Annotated in this window: 17 protein-coding genes, 1 tRNA gene and 1 pseudogene; 13 read left to right on the top strand and 6 right to left on the bottom strand. The window is 59.7% G+C overall.

Annotated features, from left to right (window positions below; translation table 11 throughout):
* Positions 1-6 precede the first annotated feature (6 nt).
* Both ACOBR2_RS00645 and ACOBR2_RS00640 read right to left on the bottom strand, forming a co-directional pair.
* Positions 7-306, bottom strand: coding sequence for a hypothetical protein (locus ACOBR2_RS00645; RefSeq protein WP_420238151.1), 300 nt, complete (start codon positions 304-306; stop codon positions 7-9).
* A gap of 393 nt (positions 307-699) precedes the next feature.
* Positions 700-774 (bottom strand) — tRNA-Phe (locus ACOBR2_RS00640).
* Positions 775-979: 205 nt separating this feature from the next.
* On the opposite strand from ACOBR2_RS00640, the gene ACOBR2_RS00635 reads away from it, so the two are divergent.
* From ACOBR2_RS00635 to ACOBR2_RS00605, 7 genes and pseudogenes are all read left to right on the top strand, one after another.
* Positions 980-2,542, top strand: a complete 1,563-nt coding sequence (locus tag ACOBR2_RS00635) for an adenosine deaminase family protein (protein ID WP_420238150.1) — start codon at positions 980-982, stop codon at positions 2,540-2,542.
* 112 nt (positions 2,543-2,654) lie between these two features.
* Positions 2,655-3,131, top strand: a complete 477-nt coding sequence (gene fabZ, locus ACOBR2_RS00630; RefSeq protein ID WP_420238149.1) for a 3-hydroxyacyl-ACP dehydratase FabZ — start codon at positions 2,655-2,657, stop codon at positions 3,129-3,131.
* Positions 3,128-3,898, top strand: a complete 771-nt coding sequence (gene lpxA, locus ACOBR2_RS00625; RefSeq protein ID WP_420238148.1) for an acyl-ACP--UDP-N-acetylglucosamine O-acyltransferase — start codon at positions 3,128-3,130, stop codon at positions 3,896-3,898. Before fabZ ends, lpxA begins: the two co-directional genes overlap by 4 nt.
* 119 nt (positions 3,899-4,017) lie before the next feature.
* Positions 4,018-4,170 (top strand): annotated as a pseudogene (locus tag ACOBR2_RS00620) (DUF4160 domain-containing protein); the annotation flags it as partial.
* A gap of 40 nt (positions 4,171-4,210) precedes the next feature.
* Positions 4,211-4,525, top strand: coding sequence for a DUF2442 domain-containing protein (locus ACOBR2_RS00615; RefSeq protein ID WP_420238147.1), 315 nt, complete (start codon positions 4,211-4,213; stop codon positions 4,523-4,525).
* Between the two features lie 10 nt (positions 4,526-4,535).
* Positions 4,536-5,408, top strand: a complete 873-nt coding sequence (locus tag ACOBR2_RS00610) for an LpxI family protein (protein WP_420238146.1) — start codon at positions 4,536-4,538, stop codon at positions 5,406-5,408.
* Between the two features lie 60 nt (positions 5,409-5,468).
* Positions 5,469-5,999 carry a peroxiredoxin gene (locus tag ACOBR2_RS00605; protein ID WP_420238145.1) on the top strand — a complete coding sequence of 177 codons (531 nt, stop codon included), beginning with the start codon at positions 5,469-5,471 and terminating at the stop codon, positions 5,997-5,999.
* A gap of 103 nt (positions 6,000-6,102) precedes the next feature.
* Here the strand turns inward: ACOBR2_RS00605 and ACOBR2_RS00600 are convergent, their stop codons facing one another.
* Both ACOBR2_RS00600 and ACOBR2_RS00595 read right to left on the bottom strand, forming a co-directional pair.
* A complete protein-coding gene (locus ACOBR2_RS00600; protein ID WP_420238144.1) occupies positions 6,103-6,813 on the bottom strand; it encodes a histone H1-like repetitive region-containing protein in 711 nt (236 codons plus the stop codon).
* A 166-nt stretch (positions 6,814-6,979) separates the two neighbouring features.
* Positions 6,980-8,992, bottom strand: coding sequence for a transglycosylase SLT domain-containing protein (locus ACOBR2_RS00595; RefSeq protein ID WP_420238143.1), 2,013 nt, complete (start codon positions 8,990-8,992; stop codon positions 6,980-6,982).
* Positions 8,993-9,132: 140 nt separating this feature from the next.
* Here ACOBR2_RS00595 and lepA point away from each other — a divergent pair, with 140 nt between their 5' ends.
* Positions 9,133-10,941 carry a translation elongation factor 4 gene (gene lepA / locus ACOBR2_RS00590; RefSeq protein ID WP_420238142.1) on the top strand — a complete coding sequence of 603 codons (1,809 nt, stop codon included), beginning with the start codon at positions 9,133-9,135 and terminating at the stop codon, positions 10,939-10,941.
* A gap of 500 nt (positions 10,942-11,441) precedes the next feature.
* On the opposite strand, the gene ACOBR2_RS00585 is transcribed toward lepA, so the two are convergent.
* The gene (locus ACOBR2_RS00585) at positions 11,442-12,035 is read right to left on the bottom strand and encodes an OmpH family outer membrane protein (protein ID WP_420238141.1); all 594 of its coding nucleotides are present in this window, start codon (positions 12,033-12,035) and stop codon (positions 11,442-11,444) included.
* A 312-nt stretch (positions 12,036-12,347) separates the two neighbouring features.
* Positions 12,348-15,314 (bottom strand): outer membrane protein assembly factor BamA, encoded by a 2,967-nt coding sequence (gene bamA / locus ACOBR2_RS00580; RefSeq protein WP_420238140.1) that lies wholly within the window; start codon positions 15,312-15,314, stop codon positions 12,348-12,350.
* Positions 15,315-15,623: 309 nt separating this feature from the next.
* Here bamA and ACOBR2_RS00575 point away from each other — a divergent pair, with 309 nt between their 5' ends.
* The 5 genes from ACOBR2_RS00575 (at position 15,624) to ACOBR2_RS00555 (ending at position 23,498) form a co-directional block, all read left to right on the top strand.
* Complete coding sequence (locus ACOBR2_RS00575) at positions 15,624-16,133, top strand: glutathione peroxidase (protein ID WP_420238139.1); 510 nt, start codon at positions 15,624-15,626, stop codon at positions 16,131-16,133.
* A 373-nt stretch (positions 16,134-16,506) separates the two neighbouring features.
* Positions 16,507-19,773, top strand: coding sequence for an efflux RND transporter permease subunit (locus tag ACOBR2_RS00570; RefSeq protein WP_420238138.1), 3,267 nt, complete (start codon positions 16,507-16,509; stop codon positions 19,771-19,773).
* 5 nt (positions 19,774-19,778) lie between these two features.
* Positions 19,779-20,981 carry an efflux RND transporter periplasmic adaptor subunit gene (locus ACOBR2_RS00565; protein WP_420238137.1) on the top strand — a complete coding sequence of 401 codons (1,203 nt, stop codon included), beginning with the start codon at positions 19,779-19,781 and terminating at the stop codon, positions 20,979-20,981.
* 2 nt (positions 20,982-20,983) lie between these two features.
* Positions 20,984-22,462: an efflux transporter outer membrane subunit gene (locus ACOBR2_RS00560; protein WP_420238136.1), complete on the top strand. Its 1,479-nt coding sequence runs from the start codon at positions 20,984-20,986 to the stop codon at positions 22,460-22,462.
* A 70-nt stretch (positions 22,463-22,532) separates the two neighbouring features.
* Positions 22,533-23,498, top strand: coding sequence for a cation diffusion facilitator family transporter (locus ACOBR2_RS00555; protein WP_420238135.1), 966 nt, complete (start codon positions 22,533-22,535; stop codon positions 23,496-23,498).
* Positions 23,499-23,506 lie beyond the last annotated feature (8 nt).

The following is a 23,506-nucleotide window of genomic DNA, read 5'->3' as shown; positions in this document are numbered from 1 at the left end:
GGACGCTTAGCGGTTTTCTGGCGGGGGACGTATAAATTGGCGCGAACGACAACGCGAAACTACAGCGATGCGCTCATAGCGCGGCGTGCGACGGCCAACTTCGACCAGCACGATCAACATCACGGCAAAGGCCACCGGAGCCGCCGTCTGCAGTACAACGCAGAGCGGACAATGATCCAGATCGGTCTCGGTAATGTGGACGTGAGCGACCTGCGCAAAGGCCAACAGCGCAATCAGCGCCAGGCACAACACCGCCTTCCAGCCAAAGCCGGTAAAGCGGAGCCGTTTAGGAAGCAGCCTTTGCAAGTCTCTCGATAAACTCCTATGCCAAGAATACACAGATTGGATGAAGGCGGCGTAAGTTTGGTCGCAGTCAAAAACCGCCCAGGTAACCTGATCGAGGTTACGTTCTCCTGTGGCTAAACGAGTGAAGATCTATCGCAACCCTGCCGGATGGGGGTGCCCCCCGTTCCCGCTTTTGGAAGCTGGAAAAACACGCGCAACTCCGCGAGCGCGGAGCTTGCCTTGGGGAAGAAGAATTTAAAAAGGAAGAAAAAGAAGTGGTGGCCAAAGACGGGATTGATCCGCCGACAGCAGGCCTTTTCAGGGCCGCGGACCAGACCACTGCACCTCTGCGCAAATCCGCGAGCGCGGCAATTGCCTCAAAGAAAAAATGTTTTTGCAGGAAAGAAAAATGAGTGGTGGCCAGAGACGGGATTGAACCGCCGACGCCGGCCTTTTCAGGGCCGCGCTCTACCACTGAGCTATCTGGCCTCAGTGCAAATTTTGCTGCATCTTCTCTCTGGTTCCCCGTGTAACCCGGGCGGGTAGGAGACTTCCTCGAGCAACGTCCTGCAACAACTTTCTTAGTATAGCAAGCAAGCGGCAGAACGCCAAACCTGACCGCTTCGGGCAGTGGAAAACTTCTTTGTAAAGTCATTTCCCCCGCATGCCGGCTGCTCTACACTGGGGAACAATCATGAAACACGCCACCCCACTGCTTCTCTGCCTTGGCCTTGCAGTCACCGCTGCCGCCCAGAATCCCGCGCCCCAGCACTCTGCCGAGCTCCGCGCCGATCACGCCTACCAGAAGGACGCCGCACAAGGCCCCGAAGCTCTGCGCGCCTTCCTCGTCGGCTTTCCCAAGGGCGCTGACCTGCACGTCCACCTGAGCGGCGCGGTCTACGCCGAAACCTTCCTCCGCGAAGCTGCCGAAGACGGTGCCTGCATTGATCCCGATGCATTGGCCATCGTCAAAGCTCCCTGCACAGGCAAGCAGGTGCCTGCCACTGAGCTGAGCGGCAACCTGAGCGCCTCTGCGCAGGTGCTCTACGACAAGCTCGTTGACGCCCTCTCCATGCGCAGCTTTGTGTCCAGCGCCAGTTGGAGCGGCCACGACCAGTTTTTTGCCACGTTTGGTCGGGTTTCCGGGCTGAAAAAAGGCCATGCCGCCGAATGGGTCGACGAAGTGGCCAGCCGCTCCGCCGCCCAGAACCAGCAATATCTTGAGCTGATGCAAACACCGCCCTTCAGCCACGCCATTGCAGCCGCCCAAATGCTTGGCTGGCCTGCCGGGGAGCCTGACTTTGCCAACCTCCGTGAACAGATGCTGGCCAGCGGCCTGCGCGAAGACATTGCCACCGGACGCGAAGAAATGCGCTCCGCCGAAGCCGGCCGCCGCCAGCTGGAGCACTGCGCAAGTCCGCAGGCCGCGCCCGCCTGTCAGGTGCAGGTGCGTTTCATTTATCAGATTCTGCGCGGCAATCCGCCCCAGCAGGTTTTTGCCCAGACGCTGCTCGGCTTTGAAACCATCGCCGCCGCCATGGCCGCCCACGACGACACCTTCGTCGGCATCAACTTTGTCATGCCCGAAGACGGCTATCTTTCCATGCGCGACTACACCCTGCAGATGCGCATGCTCGACTACCTGCACTCGGTCTACCCACAGGTTCCCATCACCCTGCATGCTGGAGAGCTGGCCGGCGACCTGGTGCCACCCGAGGGCATGCGCTTCCACATCCGTGAGGCCGTCGAACTGGGCCACGCCCAGCGCATTGGCCATGGCGTGGACGTGATGCACGAAGACAACGCCAGCCAGCTCCTCAAGGAAATGGCCGACCGGCACGTAATGGTGGAAGTCAACCTGAGCTCGAACGAAGGCATTCTCGGCGTCCAGGGCGCGGCGCACCCGTTCCCGCTCTATCGCGCCGCCCATGTGCCGGTCGCGCTCTCCACCGACGACGAGGGCGTCAGCCGCATCGACATTACCCATGAGTACGTGCGCGCCGCGCTCGACTACAAACTGAGCTACAACGAGCTGAAGCAGCTGGCCCGCACCGGCATGGCGCACGACTTTCTGCCCGGCACGGACCTGTGGGCCAGCCCCGACGTCTTCACCACACTCACCGCCGCCTGCAAGGCCGACCAACCCGGCAGCGGCAAGCCGTCGAGCAATTGCAAGGCTCTGCTCGACCAAAGCCAAAAAGCCGCCGCCGAATGGGAGCTGGAACGGCGCTTCCGGGAGTTTGAACGGAGGTTCTAGGTGCTAGAGGATGGAAGCTAGAGGCTGGAAGCTGAAACCTCACGCTCAGCTTCGCGCAATTTATAATAGAACGAGCGCGCACGCCCACCGGGCCGCGCCCTGGAGTGCGAGAATGATCTTCAACATTCAGGAGATTATGAATCTCCTGCCGCATCGTTACCCTTTTCTGCTCATCGACCGTGTGGTCGAATTCGACCCCAAAGAGCGGTTGGTTGCCATCAAGAACGTCACCATCAACGAGCCCTTCTTTCAGGGGCATTTTCCTGGCGTGCCCATCATGCCCGGCGTACTGGTGATTGAAGCCATGGCTCAGGCCGGCGCCGTGCTGATGATGAGCGAGTTCGAAGACCGCGATTCAAAGCTGGCCGTCTTTACCGGCATTGAGAAGGCCAAGTTCCGCCGCCAGATCGTGCCCGGCGACCAGATCCGCATCGAGGTCAAGGTACTCAACTTCCGTCCCCGCGTGGGCCGCATGGAAGCCAGCGCCTACGTCGATGGCAAGCTGGCCTGCCAGGCCACGCTGACCTGCCAGATCGTGCCCAAGAAGCCGGCCGAATCTGCTGCAGCTCCTGCGGAGCCTGCCCAGTGAGCATTCATCCCAGTTCGATCATCGCCCCAGGAGCCGTTGTTCCCGAATCCTGCGAGATCGGTCCCTTCTGCACCATCGGGCCGGACGTCGTACTTGGCGAAGGCTGCAAACTGATCTCGCATGTGGTCATTGACGGTCACACGCGTCTGGGCGCGCGCAACACGCTCTACCCCTTCTGCTCCATCGGTGTTCCGCCGCAGGATCTGAAGTACAAGGGCGAGCCAACCCAGACGGTCATTGGCGATGGCAATACCATCCGAGAGTCGGTTACCATCAGCCGCGGCACCGTGGGCGGCGGCGGCCTTACCACCCTCGGCTCCGGTTGCCTGCTGATGACCTGCGCCCACATCGGCCACGACTGCCACGTGGGCGATGGCGTCATTATGGCTAACAACGCCACGCTGGCTGGCCACGTCCACGTTCAGGACTTCTCGACCGTAGGTGCGTTCTGCCCTGTGCATCAGGGCTGCACCGTCGGCAAGTACGCCTTCATCGGCGGCGGCACCATCGTCACGCAGGACGTGCTGCCCTTCAGCCTGACCTCGGCACGACGCGAAAACAAGGCCTTCGGCATCAATAAGGTTGGCCTCAGCCGGCGCGGCTTCTCTGCGGAACGTCTAACCACCCTGCAGAAGGCCTTCCGCTACCTGGTTGCCAGCAAGATGAACACCACGCAGGCCATCGAAAAGATCAAGGAACTGGAAGGCGACGACACCGCCCTTCTGGCCGAGTTCATCGAGAGCAGCCAACGCGGCGTGATCAAGTAACGTTTCCGTTGCCTGATTCTGCCCCTGGGGTTGTTTTCAACAACTGAAGCCCCAGGGGCTTTTTCAACTGCCCACCCAACCTACTTCGCGCTATGCTTTTGGACAGCGGAGGATGATCAATGCCAACGATCAGCATCTTCTTCGGAATTCTGATTCGCATGTACTTCAACGACCATTCCCCTCCACACTTTCATGCCATCTACGGAGAGCATGAAGCCGCAATCGCAATCGATTCCCTGACCGTGCTGGAAGGCACACTGCCCGCCCGCGCATTGAATCTGGCCTGCGGCACAGTTGCATCAGGGCGAGCTAATGACCGATTGGGAACTGTGCCGAAGCAAATTGGCTCCGCAAGCCATAGCGCCACTGATCATGCACTGGAATGTTGTTTCCATCGAACCGATACTGCCCCTTGCGCTTGCCGTCCGCTTTGCCGATGGCACCGAGGGCACCGTTCGCTTTGAATCCACGCATCTGACTGGCATCTTCTCCACACTCAAAGACCCTGAAGTTTTCCGTCAGGCTCACATCGAGAGCGGTGCCGTTTGCTGGCCGGGCGAGATCGACCTGGCACCCGACGCCATGTACCGCGAGATTCGCCAGACCGGCGAATGGGTTCTTCGCTAAGAGGATTTTCTTGACACATCATTCAAACCACAAGCTGGGCCTGATCGCTGGCAACGGCCGTTTTCCTTTTCTGCTGCTTGACGCCGCACGCGCCGAAGGCATTTCTGTGGTGGTAGCCGCCATCAAGGAAGAAACCGACCTTGAGATTGAAGCGCGCGCCGCCGCTGACCCGCAGATTGTCGTGCACTGGCTCTCGCTTGGCGAACTCTCGAAGCTGATCGACACCTTTCACAGGGAAGGCGTCACCAAAGCCGTGATGGCCGGGCAGGTCAAGCACAAGCAGATTTTTTCTTCCATCCGGCCCGACTGGAAGCTGGCCAAACTGCTGATGAGCCTGCGCACCCGCTCCACCGACATGCTGCTGGGCGCGGTCGCCAAAGTGCTCGGCGATGAAGGCATTGAATTGATCAGTTCTACAGCTTATCTTGAGCCGCTGCTGGCACAGGAAGGCGTTTTAAGCGCGCGCCAGCCCACCGAGGACGAGCTGCGTAACGTCTCCTATGGCATGGGCGTGGCCAAGGCCGTCGCGGGCTTCGACATCGGCCAGACCGTCGTTGTGGCCGCCCAGGCCTGCGTCGCCGTAGAGGCCATGGAAGGCACCGACGCCACCATCGACCGCGCTGGCCAGCTCATGGGCTCGCTCGAAGGCGACTCCAGCACGCTCGACCGGGCGCTGACCGTCGTCAAGGTAGCCAAGCCCAATCAGGATATGCGCTTCGATGTTCCGGTTATCGGCATGCGCACCCTCGATTCCATGATCCACGCCGGAGCCAGTTGCCTTTCCGTCGAGGCCGGTCGCACCCTGCTCTTCGACCGCGAGGCGATTCTGACCCGCGCGAGTGAAGCTGGCATTGCCATCGTCGCCGTCCCCCGCGGAGAATAGTCCACCGTTCCTCCAGCTCGCGCATCGAATGACTGTACGAGTGACTCCCCGGAGGTTTTCATGAAGTTTTTCTCCCGCATCGTTGCCGCCTGCATCCTGCTTTCAGCGGTTGCACTGCACGCACAAACCACACCCACTCTGCCTGCGCCGGGGCAACTTGCGCCCACCTTCAGCCTGCCTTCGCAGGACGGCAAACAGATTTCACTCGCTGACTTTCACGGCAAGTGGGTCGTGCTCTACTTCTACCCCAAGGACATGACCTCGGGCTGCACCATCGAAGCGCACAACTTCCAGCGCGACCTCAAGCTCTTTGAAGCACGCAACGCCGTGGTTCTGGGCGTGAGCGTGGATTCACCGGAAAGCCACCAGAAGTTCTGCACCAAAGAAAGCCTGAGCTTTCGTCTGCTGGCCGACACCAGCCACAGCGTCACTCAGGCCTACGGCTCACTGGGCTCGTTCTTGGGCATGACCATCGCCCAGCGCAACACCTTCCTGATTGACCCGCAGGGCAAAATCGCACACGCATGGACGAAGGTAAGTCCGGCCACGGCGTCCAGCGATGTGCTCACCACTCTGGCCTCTTTGCAGTAGCACGGCTCTCGACCAAAGCCCGAAGAAGAACCAGAAAACAGACGCAAAAAAGCCCGGCGCAATGCCGGGCTCTTTTGCTTGCCTGGGTTGGTTCGTTGCCTTACTACTTCTTGGCAGGAGCCTTTTTCGCAACAGCCTTCTTGGCGACTGCCTTCTTCGCAGGAGCCTTCTTGGCGGGAGCCTTCTTGGCAACTACCTTCTTGGCTACAGCCTTCTTGGCAACAGCCTTCTTGGCTACAGCCTTCTTGGCAACTGCCTTCTTGGCAACTGCCTTCTTGACGACGGCCTTCTTCACAGGAGCCTTCTTGGCCACTGCCTTCTTCGCAACCGCCTTCTTTGCAGGAGCCTTCTTCACTGCTGCCTTCTTGGCGGGCGCCTTCTTTGCTGCCTTCTTAACTGCCAACTTAGTACCTCTTTTGGTGATTTTGCTGGCGCCTGTCTTCGCGGTGGCCTTCTTGGCCACTGCCTTTCCGCCCTTCGCGCCAGTGCTGCTCTTCTTGGGGGCGGACTTCTTCGCGGCCTTTTTGGCCACAACCTTCTTCGCGGCTGCCTTCTTGGCTACGGCCTTTTTGGCCGGAACCCTCTTGGCTACTTTCTTGCCCGAAGATTTCTTCTTTTTTACCGGTACGATCTCCGGCTCAACGACCATCACGATCTCGGCATCTTCGATCAATTCATCATCGTCCGAGTCCGTCAGAATTCCTGCGATTTCCACCGCGTCGTCGTCGGCAAAGTCTTCGACCAGATTCAGATCCTGCGGCTCGCCCGTCGGCTCACCGTCACTCATGGCGTACATACCGAATACTTCTTCCATCCGATTTGCCTCCAGCGGCTCGCCGCTGTCCAGATCCCGCTTCCACCCTGCTCGAAATACATTCCATCTCTGCACGGGGAAACTTTGTAGCTATAGCTTGCAACCAAACAAGGGCAGATGACAAGTATGTATTTCGATCCGCGCCATTTTTTTGTTCTTTCTGCGCCTACTTCTTCTTGGCTCTTCTCCTGCCCGCGTGATGCGTCCCTGCTTCAGCCTTGGTTTCGGTCTTCGTTTCAGCCTTGCTTCCGGCCTTCGTCTCGGTCTTCGATCCAGTCTCGGCTCTCGCTCCAGGCTCCGTTTTCTTCGCGGCTTCTTCTGAACGTTTCGCAGAAGATTCCGAACGCTTCGTCGACGGTTCTTTCTTCTCAGCTACATCGGCTTTTTTGTCCGTTCCATCAGCCTTGGGTTCACTCTTTACGCAGCTTCCATGCGCATGGCGCGAACTTCTGTGCACCTTGCATGGCGTCTGGCCCGTGCTACCCGCGGCCTCTTCCTTGCTCGCATGTTCGCTCTCGTGCTTTGCGGTCGATGCCGTAGCCGGTTCCGATACATGCAGTCTGCGGCCCGCTTCCATCCTCACGCTCGTTCCACTCAGCTTGTTCCAGTGGCGCAGATCAGCCAAAGAAACTCCAAAGCGATCGGCGATCGTTACCAGCGTATCTCCCTTGCGCGTTGTGTAGCTTTGCGAATGCGATTCCACAACCGCGCCACGCTGCCGCACCGCCGGTGCTGCTGCCTGCGGAATCGCCAGCGCCTCAACGCCCTTCAAGTCCGCATCGGCCTGCAGTTGGTTGGCTTCTGCCAGTGCACTCGAACTCACATGGAACTTGGCTGCCACCGAGGCCAGCGTCTCTTCGCTGCTGATGCGGTGATAGCGCCAGCCGTTGCGGTGCGACTCCGGCACCAGCGCAATGCGCTGTTCGTAGAGCGTCGCGGTACCAGCCGGCAGATGCAAATCGAAGCTCGTATCGGGCGGCGTGACCGTACGCAGCAGGCTCGGGTTCAGCGCCTGCATCTCTTCAAGTGGCGCGCCCACAATATCCGACACCAGCCGCAAGTCTACCGAGTAGTTGATGGTCACCGTATCGGTCAGCACCGGAGGATCCAGCGCCAGCTCGTCCAGTCCGTACTCCGTGGGATGATTGGCCACGATGATTGCGGCCAGAATTTCCGGCACGTAGCCCTTGGTCTGCGCCGGCAGATTGTTGCGGCGGTAAAGCTCCCAGAAGTCGGCATAGCCGGTCTTCTGCACCGCGTGCTGCACATTGCCCGTGCCCCAGTTGTAGGCGGCCATGGAAAGATACCAATCACCGAGCTGGTTATAGATGAACTTCATGTAGCGGGCATAGGCGCGGGTCGACTTTTCCGGATCAAAGCGCTCGTCCACGTACGCCGTGCGCGCCAGTCCATAGAATTTGTCGTTGGGCATGAACTGCCACATGCCGCCGGCATGAGAACCCGGATTCATGGCCCGTGGATTGAAGCCCGACTCGGCCACCGCCAGATAGATCAGATCCTGCGGCACGCCTTCCTCGGCCAGCACGCGTTCGATCATCGGCTTGTAACGGCCACCGCGCTGCATCGAGTGCAGCAGCGTGTAGTGGCCGCGCTTGGTGTTGGCAAAAAAGTTGATATACCCCGCCACGTAATCGTTCACCACCAGCGGCAAATCCGACTTGGTCGTGGCCAATTCTGCCCGCGCCTTGGCCACCAGGTTCGGATCCACGGTGAAAGTCACGTCCGCGGCAGCTTCCGCCGGCGTCTCTTCCTCCTGCGCAGTGAATCCATTGCCCCGCTTGAGCACTTCCATCTCCAGACCGTTCACCTGATCCAGAATGCGGTTGAACTCATCCTGCAACTGCGGCGTCGTCTTGATGTCGATCTTCGACTGCAGCATCAGGTCAACGGCCATATCGAACTCGGCCTTGGCCTCTGCCAGGCGTCCCTTCTGATAGGCCACTGCGCCGCGCTTGTAGGCCTGCTCCACCTGCTCCGTCAGCGCATGCACGCGCTGCTGCTGCAGCTCGTTCGGCGTCAGATGCACGGCCACAGGACCACTTGCAACCGGCAACGCCGGGGCCGTGGCCTGGGGCTTTTCCGCAACGGGCACAGCCTGCCGGCTGGTCGGCGTGCAGCCTGTCAGCCACAACCCCAGCAACGTGCTGGCGGCAGGCAACAGGGAACTCGCGCTCCGTACTGGGAACGCACGCGACGACAACGATGAGGAGTTTCTCACGAAAGGCACTATGCCGATGATAAGCTATGCCATGGAGGCTTTGCGCGTTCAAATCGCTCATTCCCTCTCCCCTTGCCCGCATGGACACCCATCACATACGAAATTTCGCCATCATTGCCCACATCGACCACGGTAAGTCGACGCTCAGCGATCGTCTTCTGGAGTTGACCGGCGCGCTTAGCCAGCGTGAAATGCAGGCCCAGGTGCTTGACGCCATGGACCTCGAACGTGAACGCGGCATCACCATCAAAGCTCATGCCGTACGCATGATGTACAAGGCAAAAGATGGCATCACCTATCAGCTGAATCTGATCGACACACCTGGTCACGTCGATTTCAGCTATGAGGTTTCGCGCTCGCTCGCCAGTTGCGAGGGCGCTCTGCTGGTGGTGGATGCCAGCCAGGGCGTGGAAGCGCAGACTCTCGCCAATGCCTACCTGGCCATCAATCACGGCCTTGAGATCATTCCGGTCATCAACAAGATTGATCTTCCCTCGGCCGACATTGTGCGCACTCAGGAAGCCATCGAGCAGGCCGTCGGACTCGACGCCACCGATGCCATTCCCGTCAGCGCCAAAAGCGGCATCGGCGTCGCTGAGCTGTTGGAAGCCATCGTGCATCGTCTGCCTCCGCCCAAAAGCGAAGACGAAGCGCCGCTCCAGGCGCTCATCTTTGACTCGTGGTTCGATGCTTATCGTGGCGTCATCGTGCTGGTGCGCGTGATGCAGGGCGTCATGCGCAAGGGCCAGCGCATCCGCTTCATGTCGAACGGCAGAAACTACGAAGTCGACTCCATGGGCGTGCTCTGCCCCAAGCCGGTTGAAATTGCGGAACTCCGCGCCGGTGAGGTTGGCTTTTTTGCCGCCACCATCAAGACCGTGGCCGACACCAAGATTGGCGACACCGTCACCGATGCCGCCGCTCCGGCCGCGCATCAGCTACCCGGCTTTGAAGACATCAAGCCCATGGTCTTCAGTGGCCTTTACACCGTGGACTCGCACGAGCACACCCTGCTGCGCGACGCACTGGAAAAGCTGCGTCTGAACGACTCCAGCTTTTTCTTTGAACCAGAAAGTTCGGCCGCCCTCGGCTTCGGCTTCCGCTGCGGCTTCCTGGGTCTGCTCCACATGGAGATCATCCAGGAGCGCCTGGAGCGCGAGTACGAGCTGGATCTGATCACCACCGCCCCCGGCGTGCGTTACCACATCAAGCTCACCGACGGCCAGGTACTTGAAATCGACAACCCCTCGCGCTGGCCCGACCCGACCAACATCGATGAGATTCGCGAACCGGTCATCACGGCCAAGATTCTGACCAACGAAGAATACGTTGGCGGCATCTTTAAACTGGTCGAAGAAAAGCGCGGCAAGCAGGTCAACTTTGAGTACGTCACGCCAACCCGCGTGCTGCTCACCTACGAGCTGCCGCTCAACGAGATCGTTCTGGACTTCTACGACCGCCTCAAGAGCGTCTCCCGTGGCTACGCCTCACTCGATTACCAGTTAGCTGGCGAGTGGGTTTCCCCCATGGTCAAGATGGATATTCTGGTGGGTGGTGAGCCGGTTGACGCGCTCTCCCTCATCGTCCACCACGACTTTGCCTACGAACGCGGCCGCGCCCTGGTTTCCAAGATGCGTGAGCTGATCCCGCGCCAGCAGTTCGAGGTGGCTATTCAGGCTGCCATCGGAGCCAAGGTTGTGGCCCGTGAAACCGTCAGCCCCCTGCGCAAAAACGTTCTGGCCAAGTGCTACGGTGGCGACATCAGCCGTAAGCGCAAGCTGCTTGAAAAGCAGAAAGAAGGCAAGAAGCGCATGAAACGCATCGGCAAGGTCGATATTCCGCAGGAAGCCTTCCTGGCTGTACTGCGCATCGGCGAAGAACAGAAATAGCATTCATGGGCGTCTTCTTGTCCTGAAGACGCCCGGCATTCTCCGCTTGTTACATTCTTCTGTTACATCCCTTGATCCTGCTGCATTTCCATACACCTGTGGAAAGCCTCTGGATACTTTCGCGGAAATTTCCAGCTTGTCAATAGCCATTACGGACCGATCAAGGATTCACATCACATTGATATAGAGTGACTTACCCCATATAACAAAACATACACTTATAGTGCAAACGCATATTCCCCAACTTTTCGCCAGGCTTTCCAAATTATATCCACAGAAATATCCACAGTTTCAGAGCTTCAGGCCTGCTTTTTCGCCCTCTTTTTGCTCCCTGATCCACGTTGTGGAATTTTACCGGCTGCACCCCGCCTGAACCCCATGAAATCCTTGGCTTTTACAGGGTAAGTAGTCTGCAGAAGCCCTGCCCGGCGAAATAATCTGCTCAAACACAAAAACAAAGGCCCCGCCTTCAGGCGGGGCCTTTGCAACCTCAGTGCCGATTACTTGGCAGCGGGCTTCGGCGCCTCGGGGGCAGCCGGCGGAGCGGGCACGCCCGACTTCGCGTTGTAGGCATCGATCACAGCCTTGGTGATGTTGGTCGAGGGAGCGGCGTAGAGAACCGGCTGCTGCTCAAGGGAGACATCCAGAACAACCGTGTAGCCCTGCTGCTCAGAGTAGCCCTGCAGAACGTCGTACACCTTGCTGGCGAGGTTGTTGTAGACCTCGTGCATCGCCTGCTGGTAGTCGTTCTGGGCATCCTCAGCGTCGCGCTCAAGCTGCTTCTTCTTGACTTCGACGGCGGCGGCGCGGCTCTGCTGCTCGCCCGGAGCCAGCTTGTCACTGGCAGCCTGCAGCTGCTTGGTCAGAGCCTCAACTTCGTCATTGAGCTTCTTCAGCTGATCGCGGCGGGGCTCGAACTTCTTCTGCAGGTCGGCAAAGTTGCGCTGGCCTTCATTGGTTTGGGCTACGGCCATCTGGAAGGCGATCACAGCCACCTTGGCGGGACCAGCAGGGGCTGCGGCCGGGGTTTGAGCAGAGGCGCTCAGGACCAGTCCCGAGGCCAGCGTGACAATGAGTGCAAGCGTACGCTTCATGTGATTCAAAAGCTCCTTCGGAATTCCTGTGCTGTTGCGGGCGCACTTCAAGCACTCCCGCGCCCCTGAGCAACCTCACGTTTCTTGGATTCTTCCACACACTCAACGTGAGCAGACAAAAAAGACGCGATCGGAGACGTCAGCAGGAACTAGAAGGATTATAGGGGGCCGGGGTGGGAGCGTCAAACCATTCCGTGGTGAATTCATGCAGTAAATTCGCGCTTTTCTGCGATTTTGCTATCCCGGCGCACGCAATGGAAAAGGCCGCTCCCTGGGAGCGGCCTTTTCTGGACTCTGCCGGAGGGCAAAGCGTTAGAAGGTAGTGGAAATCGAAAGCCGGAAAGTCTTGCGCGGCTCGCGATACACATACCGGCTGCCATACGCCGAGCTAACTTCGTCGTAGGTGTAATCACCCGCGCCACCCGTCGGGAACATCGAACGCGTAATCAGGCTGGTATTGCAGTTGCTCTGATTCTTGCCAATGGCCAGAGCAGAGTTGCAATACGGCTGTTCATACAGGCGCAGCGGGTTGTAGGCGTAGTAAAGGCGGAACGGAGCGTTGACGATCGGCATGATCATCGACACCTCAGCACCGGTCGACATGCGGGGCACAAAGTTGGTGCCCGAAATCGGCCGAATGTCACGCTTGAAGCCTACATTGTGGCCCGAGATGCCGTCGATGCAGACGCCGTTGATGGTGTCCACCGTCGGGCAACCATACTGCGCCGCAAGCAGTGAGTCGAAGCCTTCCACACTCTGCTGCAACTGTCCCTTGTTCACGGCCGCGTTGAGGCTGAAGTCGTCAAAGAGAGCGAACATCAGCGGCCCAACGACCGGAATGCGATATTCCAGGTTGGTGGTCAGGTTGGTATCGCCACCGATCGAGGCAATGCCGTAGACCGGGATCGGCACCGAGATGCACTGGTTCTCCTGCGCATTCGAAGCGTCACGCGGTACGCAGCTGCCATCCGGGTTCATCAACTCCACCGTGGTACGGGTGGGCACGTAGCCGTAGGGCGTAGCGCTGCGCATGTCAAAGCCGCGCAGTTCGTTCTCACCACCGCCGTAGAAGCGGTTCTGCGGAGGTGCCACCTCGCCGCCGTAGCCCTGCACGTAACCTAGCTGGGCACGCATGGCCAGAATGTTCCGGCCATTCTCCGACGGAATCAGGTAATGCATCGGAATGTATCTTTTGGCCGCAATTTCCGGCGCAAAGTAGCGGACGTTGCCCCACAAACCGGCAAACTGCAGGGCCGCAGTATATTCCTTGCCCGAACGGGGCCGCTGCGGATTGCTGACTGTGTTGTAGGTGTACGAAGCCGAGAGCGAGCTGTTCACAATGCCATTCAGGGCGTTGCTGCTCTGAATGCCGGAACGGAAGCTGATCGTCTGGAAGAAGGTCTGCGACGCCGTGCTGAATGCAGTAATGGAGGACCGGGTCAACGAGTAGGTCATGCCCACCCGCTGGAAGGCGTGACGCCGCAGCGGGTAGTTCAGCGAGAAGTTCATACCCGTCGATGCCTGATTGTAGTTCTGCGTCAGCGACTTTTCAGCCGAGGTCAGGTTGGCAGAAGCACCGCTGGTGGTCTGCATGCCCTTGGCCGCGTTGTAGTCCTGCTTGTTGTTGAAGATCTGGAAACCGACGTTGATCGGGCGGTTCTTGATGTAGGGCTGGGTGAAACCGAAGAGGAACTGCCGGTTCATGTTGCCCATGTTGGCCTGCAGGCTGAGCGTTTCGCCCATACCCAGGAAGTTGTTGGTCTGATAGTTCAGGCCAATGTAAGCTCCCGAGCTGCCGCTCATGCCACCGTTCATGCCGATCGAGTTCTTGCCCTTTTCCTTCACCTTCAGGAGCAGTTCGACCGTGCCAGCGTCGGCATCCTGATGGGCTTCCGAATCCTGATCCACCTTCAGCGGTTCAAAGTATTCAAGCTGGTTCAGGCGCAGCAGGCTGTACTCCCACAGTTGGGAGTTGTAGACCGAACCTTCGTCCAGCATCAGTTCGCGGCGGATGACGCGGTCGCGGGTGATGGTGTTGCCCTGGAACTCGATGCGGCTCACATGGAAGGCCTTGCCTTCGTCAATGTCCACATCCATCGAGACAGTCTTCTTCTGCTCGTCGTAGCTCATCTTCGGAATGGCGCCGAAGTTGATGTAACCCAGCTGACCGTAGGCCTTCTTCAGGTTTTCCAGGCCCTTGCCGATCATGGTGGCGTTAAAGTAGTCGCCATCCTTGACCGCAAAGGTAGAACGCAGCGCCCGCTCGTTGGTCACGGCCTTATTGCCGGTAAAGGTGATCTTGTGCAGGCGGTAGCGGCCACCCTCTTCGATCGGCATCAAAATATCGATGCGCTTGCCCTTGTTGGGGCGGAAGGTGAACCAGTTCAGACCACCCTGATCGCGGATCTGCGTCTTCGGCGATTCCACGGCGGCATTGGCATAGCCCTTGTCGCGGTAGGCCTGACGCACGCGCTCCGAGTCTTCTTCGAGCTTGGTGGCATCAAAGGTCTGGCTGAACAGATCTTCAAAGATGATCGAATAGGGAATGCCGATCGGCTTCAAGTTCTTCATCGAGCGGCGCAGCACCAGACCGCTCATGTGCTCGTTGCCGACGAACTTGATTTCGCCAACCTTGACGACCGGGCCTTCCTTGATATTGAAGTTCACCTGCACCGAGGCCGGAGGAATGGTCTTCACTTCGGTCTTGATGGTGGCAAACTGGTGACCGTGCTCAGCCAACAAGGTCTTGATCACCGTCTCGGCGCGCTTGATGCGGGTCTGGTCAAACTGGCTTTCCACCGACAGGCCGACCTTCTCCTTTTTGAAGCGATCGAGCACGTCGGAGTTCGACACCGCGTTCAGACCTTTGTAGTTGATCTCACGGATGGTCGGTTTCTCGCGCAGAAAGATGTTCAGAATGATGCCCTTCTCCGAGTCCTCGCGCTCCATGCGCAGGTCCTCGAAGTAGCCCATATTCCACAGCGAGTTGAAGTCGCGCTCGATCGAGATCGGATCGTAGGCGTCGCCCACATGTGTGAACAGACGGGCCAGCACGGTCTCTTTAGGGATGCGCCGGTTGCCGATCACGCGGATCTGCTCGATCGTCTGCTGCTGCGCCTGAAGCGAAACAGCGGTGACTGCCAGGGCCAGCAACACCACCGTCCGCGCGAAGCGGGCGGCGCTGTGCAACGCGCGCCGGAAAGAGGTGCGCTGCGGCTTCACCGGGCTGGCGTCCAGCGGCGAGCGAAAATTCTGGTGCGTTCCAAAGTTCGGCTTCACGGGAAGAATATGCACACCCTCATTGCTGAAAAATCAGATCCTGCGAAAGGAAAGATTGATTATATTGGACCACGGTCCCCCCGCCCAAACAGGCAGAGCAACCAGCCATCCGCGAACCGAATCTTCCTTCTCGTTTTCCCGGCCGCAGAGGTTCTCCGCAGTCGGACCGGCCCCCTTGAGGGACCCACTCCACAGTCTACCGGAACAAACCGGGTTACGGCTTGCATGAATCCCCTCTGTTACCGGTAGCATCCTTTTTGACGTATACACTTGCCGGTTGGCACTGTCTCCGGCCGAGGTTTTCCTGTCATGGACAATAATATTTCTCCGCTGTACCAGCTTTCCGCTCCCTTACTGGACGGCCGAGAGCAGTTTTTACGCGCCTTCCAGGGCCAGACGTTGCTGCTGGTGAACACCGCCAGCCACTGCGGCTTTACCCCACAATATGCAGGCCTGGAGGAGCTTTTCCGCCGTTATCAAGCCCGCGGCTTCCAGATTCTGGCCTTTCCTTGCAACCAATTTGGTGCACAAGAACCTGGCTCCTCCGCCGAAATTGGTTCTTTTTGCCAAAAAAATTTTGGCGTCACCTTTCCCGTCTTTGCCAAAATCGAAGTCAACGGTCCCCGAACCCACCCCATCTACCGTTTTTTGAAGCGCCAGAAGCCCGGCATCTTTGGGCCTCTGCTGGGCGGACGCATTGGCTGGAACTTCACCAAATTTCTGGTCGACCGTTCCGGCCGGGTGGTTGCCCGCTACTCTCCGGCAACAAAGCCGGAAAAGCTTGCAAGCGTCCTTGAAAAATTGCACAACGGGGTATGAAAAAACGCACGGCCTGGAAAAATCTTCCGGAAGCGGCCAGTGGAAAATTCTAATGCATTGATTTCAGAACCTTTTTATCGTTTCCGAATGCTTTCTGCCCTAAGATGTGTTTGATTGGGCAGGTTGCAATCGTTTGCATTGCGGCGTCTCGGGCCAGACTAGCTTCGTCTACCATAATGGTACCTGCTGCTATTTGGACCTTATCAATCGCGTCACCCCTGCCGAGCGGCCCTCCGCCCGGCATACAAATCCTGGCTGCCGGAGAAAGTCCTCCCCACGGATCCCTGCTCACCTTGCTCTACTGGCGCGCACGGCGCTCTGTCGGAGAGATTGACGTTTCTTAGATCCCGGTGCCGGAACGGATTTTTGCCCTATGTGGATTGTCCGGCTTGCACTGCGTAGGCCCTACACCTTCGTAGTCGCTGCTTTTCTGGTTCTTATCCTTGGTGTGTTCAGCATCCTTTCGATGCCGACGGATATCTTCCCCAACATCAATATCCCGGTCGTGTCCATCGTCTGGAGCTACACAGGACTCTCTCCCGAAGAGATGTCCAACCGTATCACTTCCCCCAGTGAGCGAGCTCTTACGAGCACGGTCAACGACATCGAGCACGTCGAGTCACAGACGCTCAACGGCACCTCGGTCATCAAGGTTTACTTTCAGCCTCACGTCAACATTGGTAACGCCGTGGCGCAGGTAACCGCCATCTGCCAGACGCTGCTCAAACAGATGCCTCCAGGCGCCACTCCACCGCTGGTTCTGCAGTTCAGTGCCTCCAGCGTACCTGTACTGCAGCTGGGCTTCTCCGGTCAGGGCCTGAACGAGCAGCAGCTCAACGATTTGGCCTCGAACACGGTCCGCACCCAGTTGGCCACCATTGAAGGCGCCCAGTCTGGCTTTCCCTATGGCGGCAAAACCCGCCAGGTTCAGGTCGACCTGAATCTGCAGGCCCTGCAGGCCCATGGTCTTTCGCCCATCGACGTCGTCAATGCGATCTCGGCACAGAACTACATTGCGCCTTCGGGCACAATGAAGATCAACCGCTTTGAATACGACGTCAAGACCAATTCCGCGCCCTCGGTCGTCGATCAGCTGAACGATATGCCCGTCAAGCAGGTCAACGGCACGACGATTTACATCCGCGACGTGGCCCATGTGCGGGACGGCTATCCGCCCCAGACCAACATCGTACGCGTGGACGGCAAGCGCGCCATTCTGCTGAGCATCATGAAGACCGGTTCGGCCTCCACGCTGGACATTATTGCCGGCATCCGCGCCAAGGTCGAACTGATCCGCGGTCAGCTCCCGCCGCAACTGCAGATTCACGCCCTCAGCGATCAGTCGATCTTCGTGCGCAGCGCCATTGATGGCGTGGTCCGCGAGGCCATCATTGCCGCCTGCCTGACGGCCATCATGATTCTGGTCTTCCTGGGCAGCTGGCGTTCCACCATCATCATCGCCGTCAGCATTCCGCTCTCGATTCTCTGTTCAATCATCATGCTGTCAGCCCTCGGGCAGACCATCAACATCATGACGCTGGGCGGTCTGGCGCTAGCCGTCGGCATTCTGGTGGACGACGCCACCGTCGCCATCGAGAACATCAACCGATTCCTGGAAGAAGGACACGAGCTGGAGCAGTCGATTCTGGACGGTTCTGCCCAGATCGCCGTTCCTGCCCTCGTCTCCACACTCAGCATCTGCATCGTCTTCGTGCCGATGTTCCTGCTGACCGGCGTGGCCCGCTACCTGTTCGTACCCATGGCCGAGGCCGTGGTCTTCGCCATGCTGGCCAGCTATCTGCTCAGCCGCACCCTGGTGCCGACCATGGCGAAATATCTGCTCAAGGAACACTCAGACGCAGACGCCGCCACCCTGCAGACAAGCCGTAACCCATTCCACGTCTTCCTGCGCATCTTCAATGCCAGCTTTGAGAAGTTCCGTCAGGGATACCTGAGCGTGCTCACACTCTGTGTTGACCACTCCGGCGTCTTTCTGATCGCCTTCCTGGGCTTCGCCATCGCCTCTGTTGGACTGCTCACGCCATGGCTTGGTCAGGACTTCTTCCCTGCCGTCGATAGCGGACAGTTCAAACTGCATGTACGCGCCCACACTGGAACCCGCATTGAAGAAACCGCCGCACTCTGCGACCACATAGAGGCTTCCATTCGCCAGGAGATTCCGCCCGCCGAAGTCGTCAATATTGTGGACAATATTGGCATTCCTTCCTCCGGCATCAACCTGTCGTATTCCAACTCGGCTCCCGTGGGAAGCGCTGACGCTGACATTCTGGTTCAGCTCAGCAAGGACCACCACCCGACCAACGACTATGTGAATCACCTGCGTCATTCGCTGGCCGTTCAGTTCCCCGGCGTCACCTTCTACACGCTGCCGGTCGACATCGTCACCCAGATTTTGAACTTCGGCCTCAGCGCGCCTATCGATCTGCAGATCCTTGGTCCTAATCTGCAAAGCAACCGGATTCTTGCCGAGCATATGCTCAACGAAGTCCGCAACGTGCCCGGCGCGGTCGACACGCGCATTCAGCAGCCCTTCGATCTGCCTTCCATGCAGGTCAATGTGGATCGAACCCGTGCGGCCAACCTCGGCCTGACCCAGAAGGATGTTGCCCAGAATTTGCTGATCTCGCTCAGCGGCAGCTTCCAGACCAATCCCACGTTCTACCTGGATCCGAAGAATGGAGTCGATTACAGTATTGCCGTACAGACGCCGCAGTCCTCAATGAACTCGCTGGCGGCCCTTTCGGCGATGCCGGTATCGAGTGCATCCTCTGCGGCAACCAGCACCAGTATGAGTCCGACCACGGGCGCACCCGGCGCGACGGCTCCATCCCAGATTCTTGGCAACCTGGCAACCCTGAGCCCCTCCACCGAAATGGGCACGGTCAGCCACTATGACGTACAGCCGGTGCTCGACATCTACTCGAACGTTGACGGCTCCGATCTGGGCAGCGTGACCCGCGCCCTGGAGAAGATCGAAAAAGCACATGAAAAGGATCTGCCCCGCGGCTCGCACTTTACCCTGCGCGGTCAGAGTGAGACGATGGCTGCCAGCTACAAGGGCCTGCTCATCGGTCTGATCTTCTCGATCCTGCTGGTCTACCTGCTGATCGTGGTCAACTTCCAGTCATGGCTGGATCCGTTCCTGATCATCTCAGCGCTGCCAGCCGCACTGGCCGGCATCGTCTGGCTCCTCTTCCTGACGCATACACGCTTGAGCGTACCGGCCCTGACCGGCTCCATCATGTGCATGGGCGTGGCCACAGCCAACTCGATTCTGGTGGTCAGCTTCGCGCGGGAACGGCTGGATGCGCTGGTGGGCGATGCCCGCCGTGCCGCACTCGAAGCCGGCTTTGTCCGCCTGCGCCCGGTGCTGATGACCGCCCTCGCCATGATCATCGGCATGGTTCCCATGTCGCTTGGTCTGGGTGACGGCGGTGAGCAGAATGCGCCACTCGGCCGCGCCGTCATCGGCGGCCTGCTGATGGCCACCATCGCCACGCTCTTCTTCGTCCCCGTCTTCTTCAGCTTCATTCACGGCCATCTGGAACGCCGCCGCAAGCATATGCGCACCAGTGCAGGAGCCGCCACACTCGATGAATTCGACCAGATTCCGGAGTAAACACGATGAGCCAGGAAAATCATACTCAGCCGCATAATTCCCCTGAAACCGCCCCTGCGCAGGCCTCGCTTTCGCCCCGCAAGGCTGTGGTCGGCATGGGCCTGTTGATGACCGCAGCCATTGTTGCCGCAGGCATGGGCATTGTCCGCCAGTTGCATGAACAGACAGTGCTGGCCGAACGCACCCACGCTCTGGCAGCGCCTACCGTCGAGGTGGCTCTGCCCAAAGCTGGCGCACCGGTCAGCACCTTTACCCTGCCCGGCAACGTCACCTCCTTCACCGATTCGCCCATCTACGCCCGCTCGTCCGGCTACCTGACCCGCTGGTACTACGACATTGGCGCGCAAGTAAAGAAGGGTGCGCTGCTAGCTATCATCAGCAGCCCTGAGGTCGATCAGCAGCTGGCCCAGGCCGAAGCCGACCTGGCCACCGCCCAGGCCAACGCCCGCAACGCCCACATCCAGGCCGACCGCTACTCCGGCCTGGTCAAATCCAACGCCGTCTCCAAGCAGGACACCGATACCTTCGTGAATCAGGCCAGCGCCACGGCGGCGGGGGTTCGTTCCGCGCAGGCCAACGTCGACCGTTTGCATCAACTACAGGCCTTCGAAAAGGTCTACGCTCCCTTCAGCGGCGTCATTACCGCCCGCACGGTCGATGTGGGACAGTTGATCGACTCCGGCGCGGGCAAGGAACTCTTCCACCTGCAGGCCATCCAGACTCTGCGCGTCTACGCCAACCTGCCCCAGGCTTACGCCGGCAGCGCCAAGCGCGGGGTGAAGATTAACCTGAGCTTCCCCGAGCACGCGGGCAAAATCTACCAGGGAACGCTCGTCCGCACCGCCGACGCCATTGACCCCACCAGCCGCACCCTGCTGGTGGAAATCGACGTAGACAACAAGAGCGGCGAACTGCTGCCCGGCTCCCTCGCCCAGGTGCAATTCAACGCACCCAGCGCCGGTCCGGTCTTCGTGGTTCCCTCCCCCGCCGTGCTCTTCCGCCATGAAGGCACAACGGTTGGCGTAGTGGAGAACGGCAAGGCCCGGCTGGCTCAGGTGGTCATCGGCGAAGACGACGGCTCCAGCGTGCAGGTCATCAGCGGCCTTGCGGCAGGCGACAAGGTCATTCAGGATCCGCCCGATTCGCTCTTCAACGGCGAAGCCGTTTCCATCGTTCAACCCTCCGCCAATCCCGCTGGAGGCCGCTAACCATGGGCATCGACCGCACGTATTCTTCCCTTGCGTTTGCAGGGCCGGGGCTGATCGCCCTTGCCCTGCTCACCGGCTGCAAACCCGTCGGGCCCAATTACTCCACACCCGCCTATCAGGCTCCAGCAGCCTATAAGGAGCTGGGCGCTTCCGCCATCGCTCCTCCGCCCGCGCCAAAGGACGGCGCATGGAGCGCAGCCACGCCCACTGACGATCAGGCTCGCGGCAAATGGTGGGAGGTCTATCAGGATTCCAAGCTGAGCGAGCTGGAAGAAGCGCTGACCAAGGCAAACTACGACCTGAAGCAGGCCAATGAAGTTTATCTGGCCTCCCACGATCAGGCCCGGGCCGCCCGCGCCAGCCTCTTCCCGACCATCTCCGCCGGACCTTCCATGGGGCGCACGGATCTTTCCGCCAACCGGCCCGAAGACAGCAGCTACACCCACTACAACGACTTTGTACTGGGCGGTCAAGCTAGCTGGGAACCCGACTTCTGGGGTCGCATCCACCGCAGCGTGGAGGCCGCCCACGCCACAGCCCGGGCCAACGCCGCCGACCTGGCCACCCTCAATCTGAGCCTGCATGCGGAGCTGGCCAGCGACTACTTCTCGCTGCGCGGACTCGACAGCCAGGTCAAGATGATGACGGCCACTGTAGCCAACCTGCAGAGCCAGCTGGAGCTAACCGAGCAGCGGCTGGCGGGCGGCGTCTCTACCGAAGCCGACGTGGAACAGGCCCGCACCCAGCTGGAAACCGTCCGCGCCCAACTTGTTGATTTGTCTGCTTCGCGCGCCTTGCTGGAGCATGCCATCGCCACACTCACCGGCCAGAACGCGGCCGGCTTTGCCCTCGCTCCCGCGCCACTCGAACAGGCTCTGCCGAAGATTCCCGTCGGCGTGCCCAGCGAGTTGCTGGAACGCAGACCCGACATTGCCGCCGCCGAGCGCCGCGTAGCCGCCGCCAACGAGCAGATCGGCATTGCCCAGAGCGCCTACTATCCCGACATTGCGCTCTCCGCCTCCGGTGGCTTTGAAAGCAATCACAGCGGAACCTGGCTGGTAGGCCCCAGCGAATTCTGGTCACTGGGCGCTGGAGCTACCGAACTGCTCTTCGATGGCGGCAAGCGCCGCGCCCTCACCGACCAGGCCCGCCACAACTATCAGGCCCAGACCGATGCCTACCGCTCCACGGTGCTCAACGCCTTCAACAGCGTTGAGGATCAGCTCTCCACCCTGCGGGTGCTGGAAGAGGAAGCGGGAGTCGAACAGAAGGCGGTCGATTCAGCCCAGCGTTCGCTGGAGCTTTCCAACCAGCGCTACAAGGGCGGCGTAGCCAGCTACCTTGAGGTGCTCACCGCCGAATCGGCCCTGCTGGACAACCAGCGCACCGCCATCGGCATCAACACCCGTCAATTCGTGGCCAGTGTAGGACTCGTCCGCACCCTGGGCGGCGGCTGGCGTACACAGCAGTTACCCCGGTAAGCCACTCTGGTTTTCCGCAACGGGGGCACTTTTTATGGGTTCCTACGGTGCCCCCGTTTACACTTCGGTTATGCACATTCACGCAGCCCCCGAAGGTAAAGACTCCGGCAAAATCCATTCTGTACTGCGCATCTCGCTGCTGGCCACCTTGGCCTACGTGATTGTGACCCTGATTGCGGGCCTCCGCGCCCACTCCCTGGCCCTGCTGGGCGAAGCCGGCCACAACGCCAGCGACTTCCTCGCCCTGGCTCTCAGCTTTGTGGCGGTCTACTTCCAGTCGCGCCCGGCCGACAACGCCCGTACCTTCGGCTACCAGCGCGCCGGTGTACTGGCCGCCTTCATCAACGCCGCCTCCCTGCTCGTCATCGCCCTCTGGATCGCCTTTGAAGCCATCCATCGCCTAGCCTACCCGGTAACCGTGCAACCCCGCATCATGATGGTTGTAGCCGCTGCCGGCGTGTTGATGAACGGCCTGGTCGCCGCCCTGCTCTGGGGTGTGGCCCGCGACGTCAATCTGCGCTCCGCCTTCCTGCACATGGCGGGCGACACACTTTCCACCGCCGCCGTCATCGCCGGTGGCTTCGGCATTCTTTTCACTGGCCAGAACTGGATTGATCCGGCGCTCTCCCTGGTGATTGCCGCGCTCATCTTCTGGTCCAGCCTGGGCATCGTTCGCGAAACCCTGAATATTCTGCTGGAAGGCGCGCCCGCCGGCATCTCGCTCTGCGAAATACGTAAAGAGATGGAGGCCGTCGAGGGCGTGGTCAACGTCCATGACCTGCACGTCTGGAGCCTTGGCTCGAACTCCAGCGCCCTGGCCTGCCACGTGACCATCGCCGACATTCCACCGTCGGAGAGCGCCGTGATTCTTGACCGGCTCAATCATGTCCTGCACGAACACTTCGACATTAGCCACACTACCGTACAATTCGAGCACATCGGTTGCGGCGCTCTGGAGGGCTGCGTCGTGCCCCCGGAAGCCATGGTCCGTGCGCACGAACACGAGCACGGTCACCATCACGGCCACGCCCACTAGTCTGTTCA

The sequence above is a fragment of the Telmatobacter bradus genome, assembly GCF_048629425.1.
In the GTDB taxonomy this organism is placed as follows: domain Bacteria; phylum Acidobacteriota; class Terriglobia; order Terriglobales; family Acidobacteriaceae; genus Telmatobacter; species Telmatobacter bradus.
This window is presented reverse-complemented; position numbering and strand designations above follow the sequence as displayed.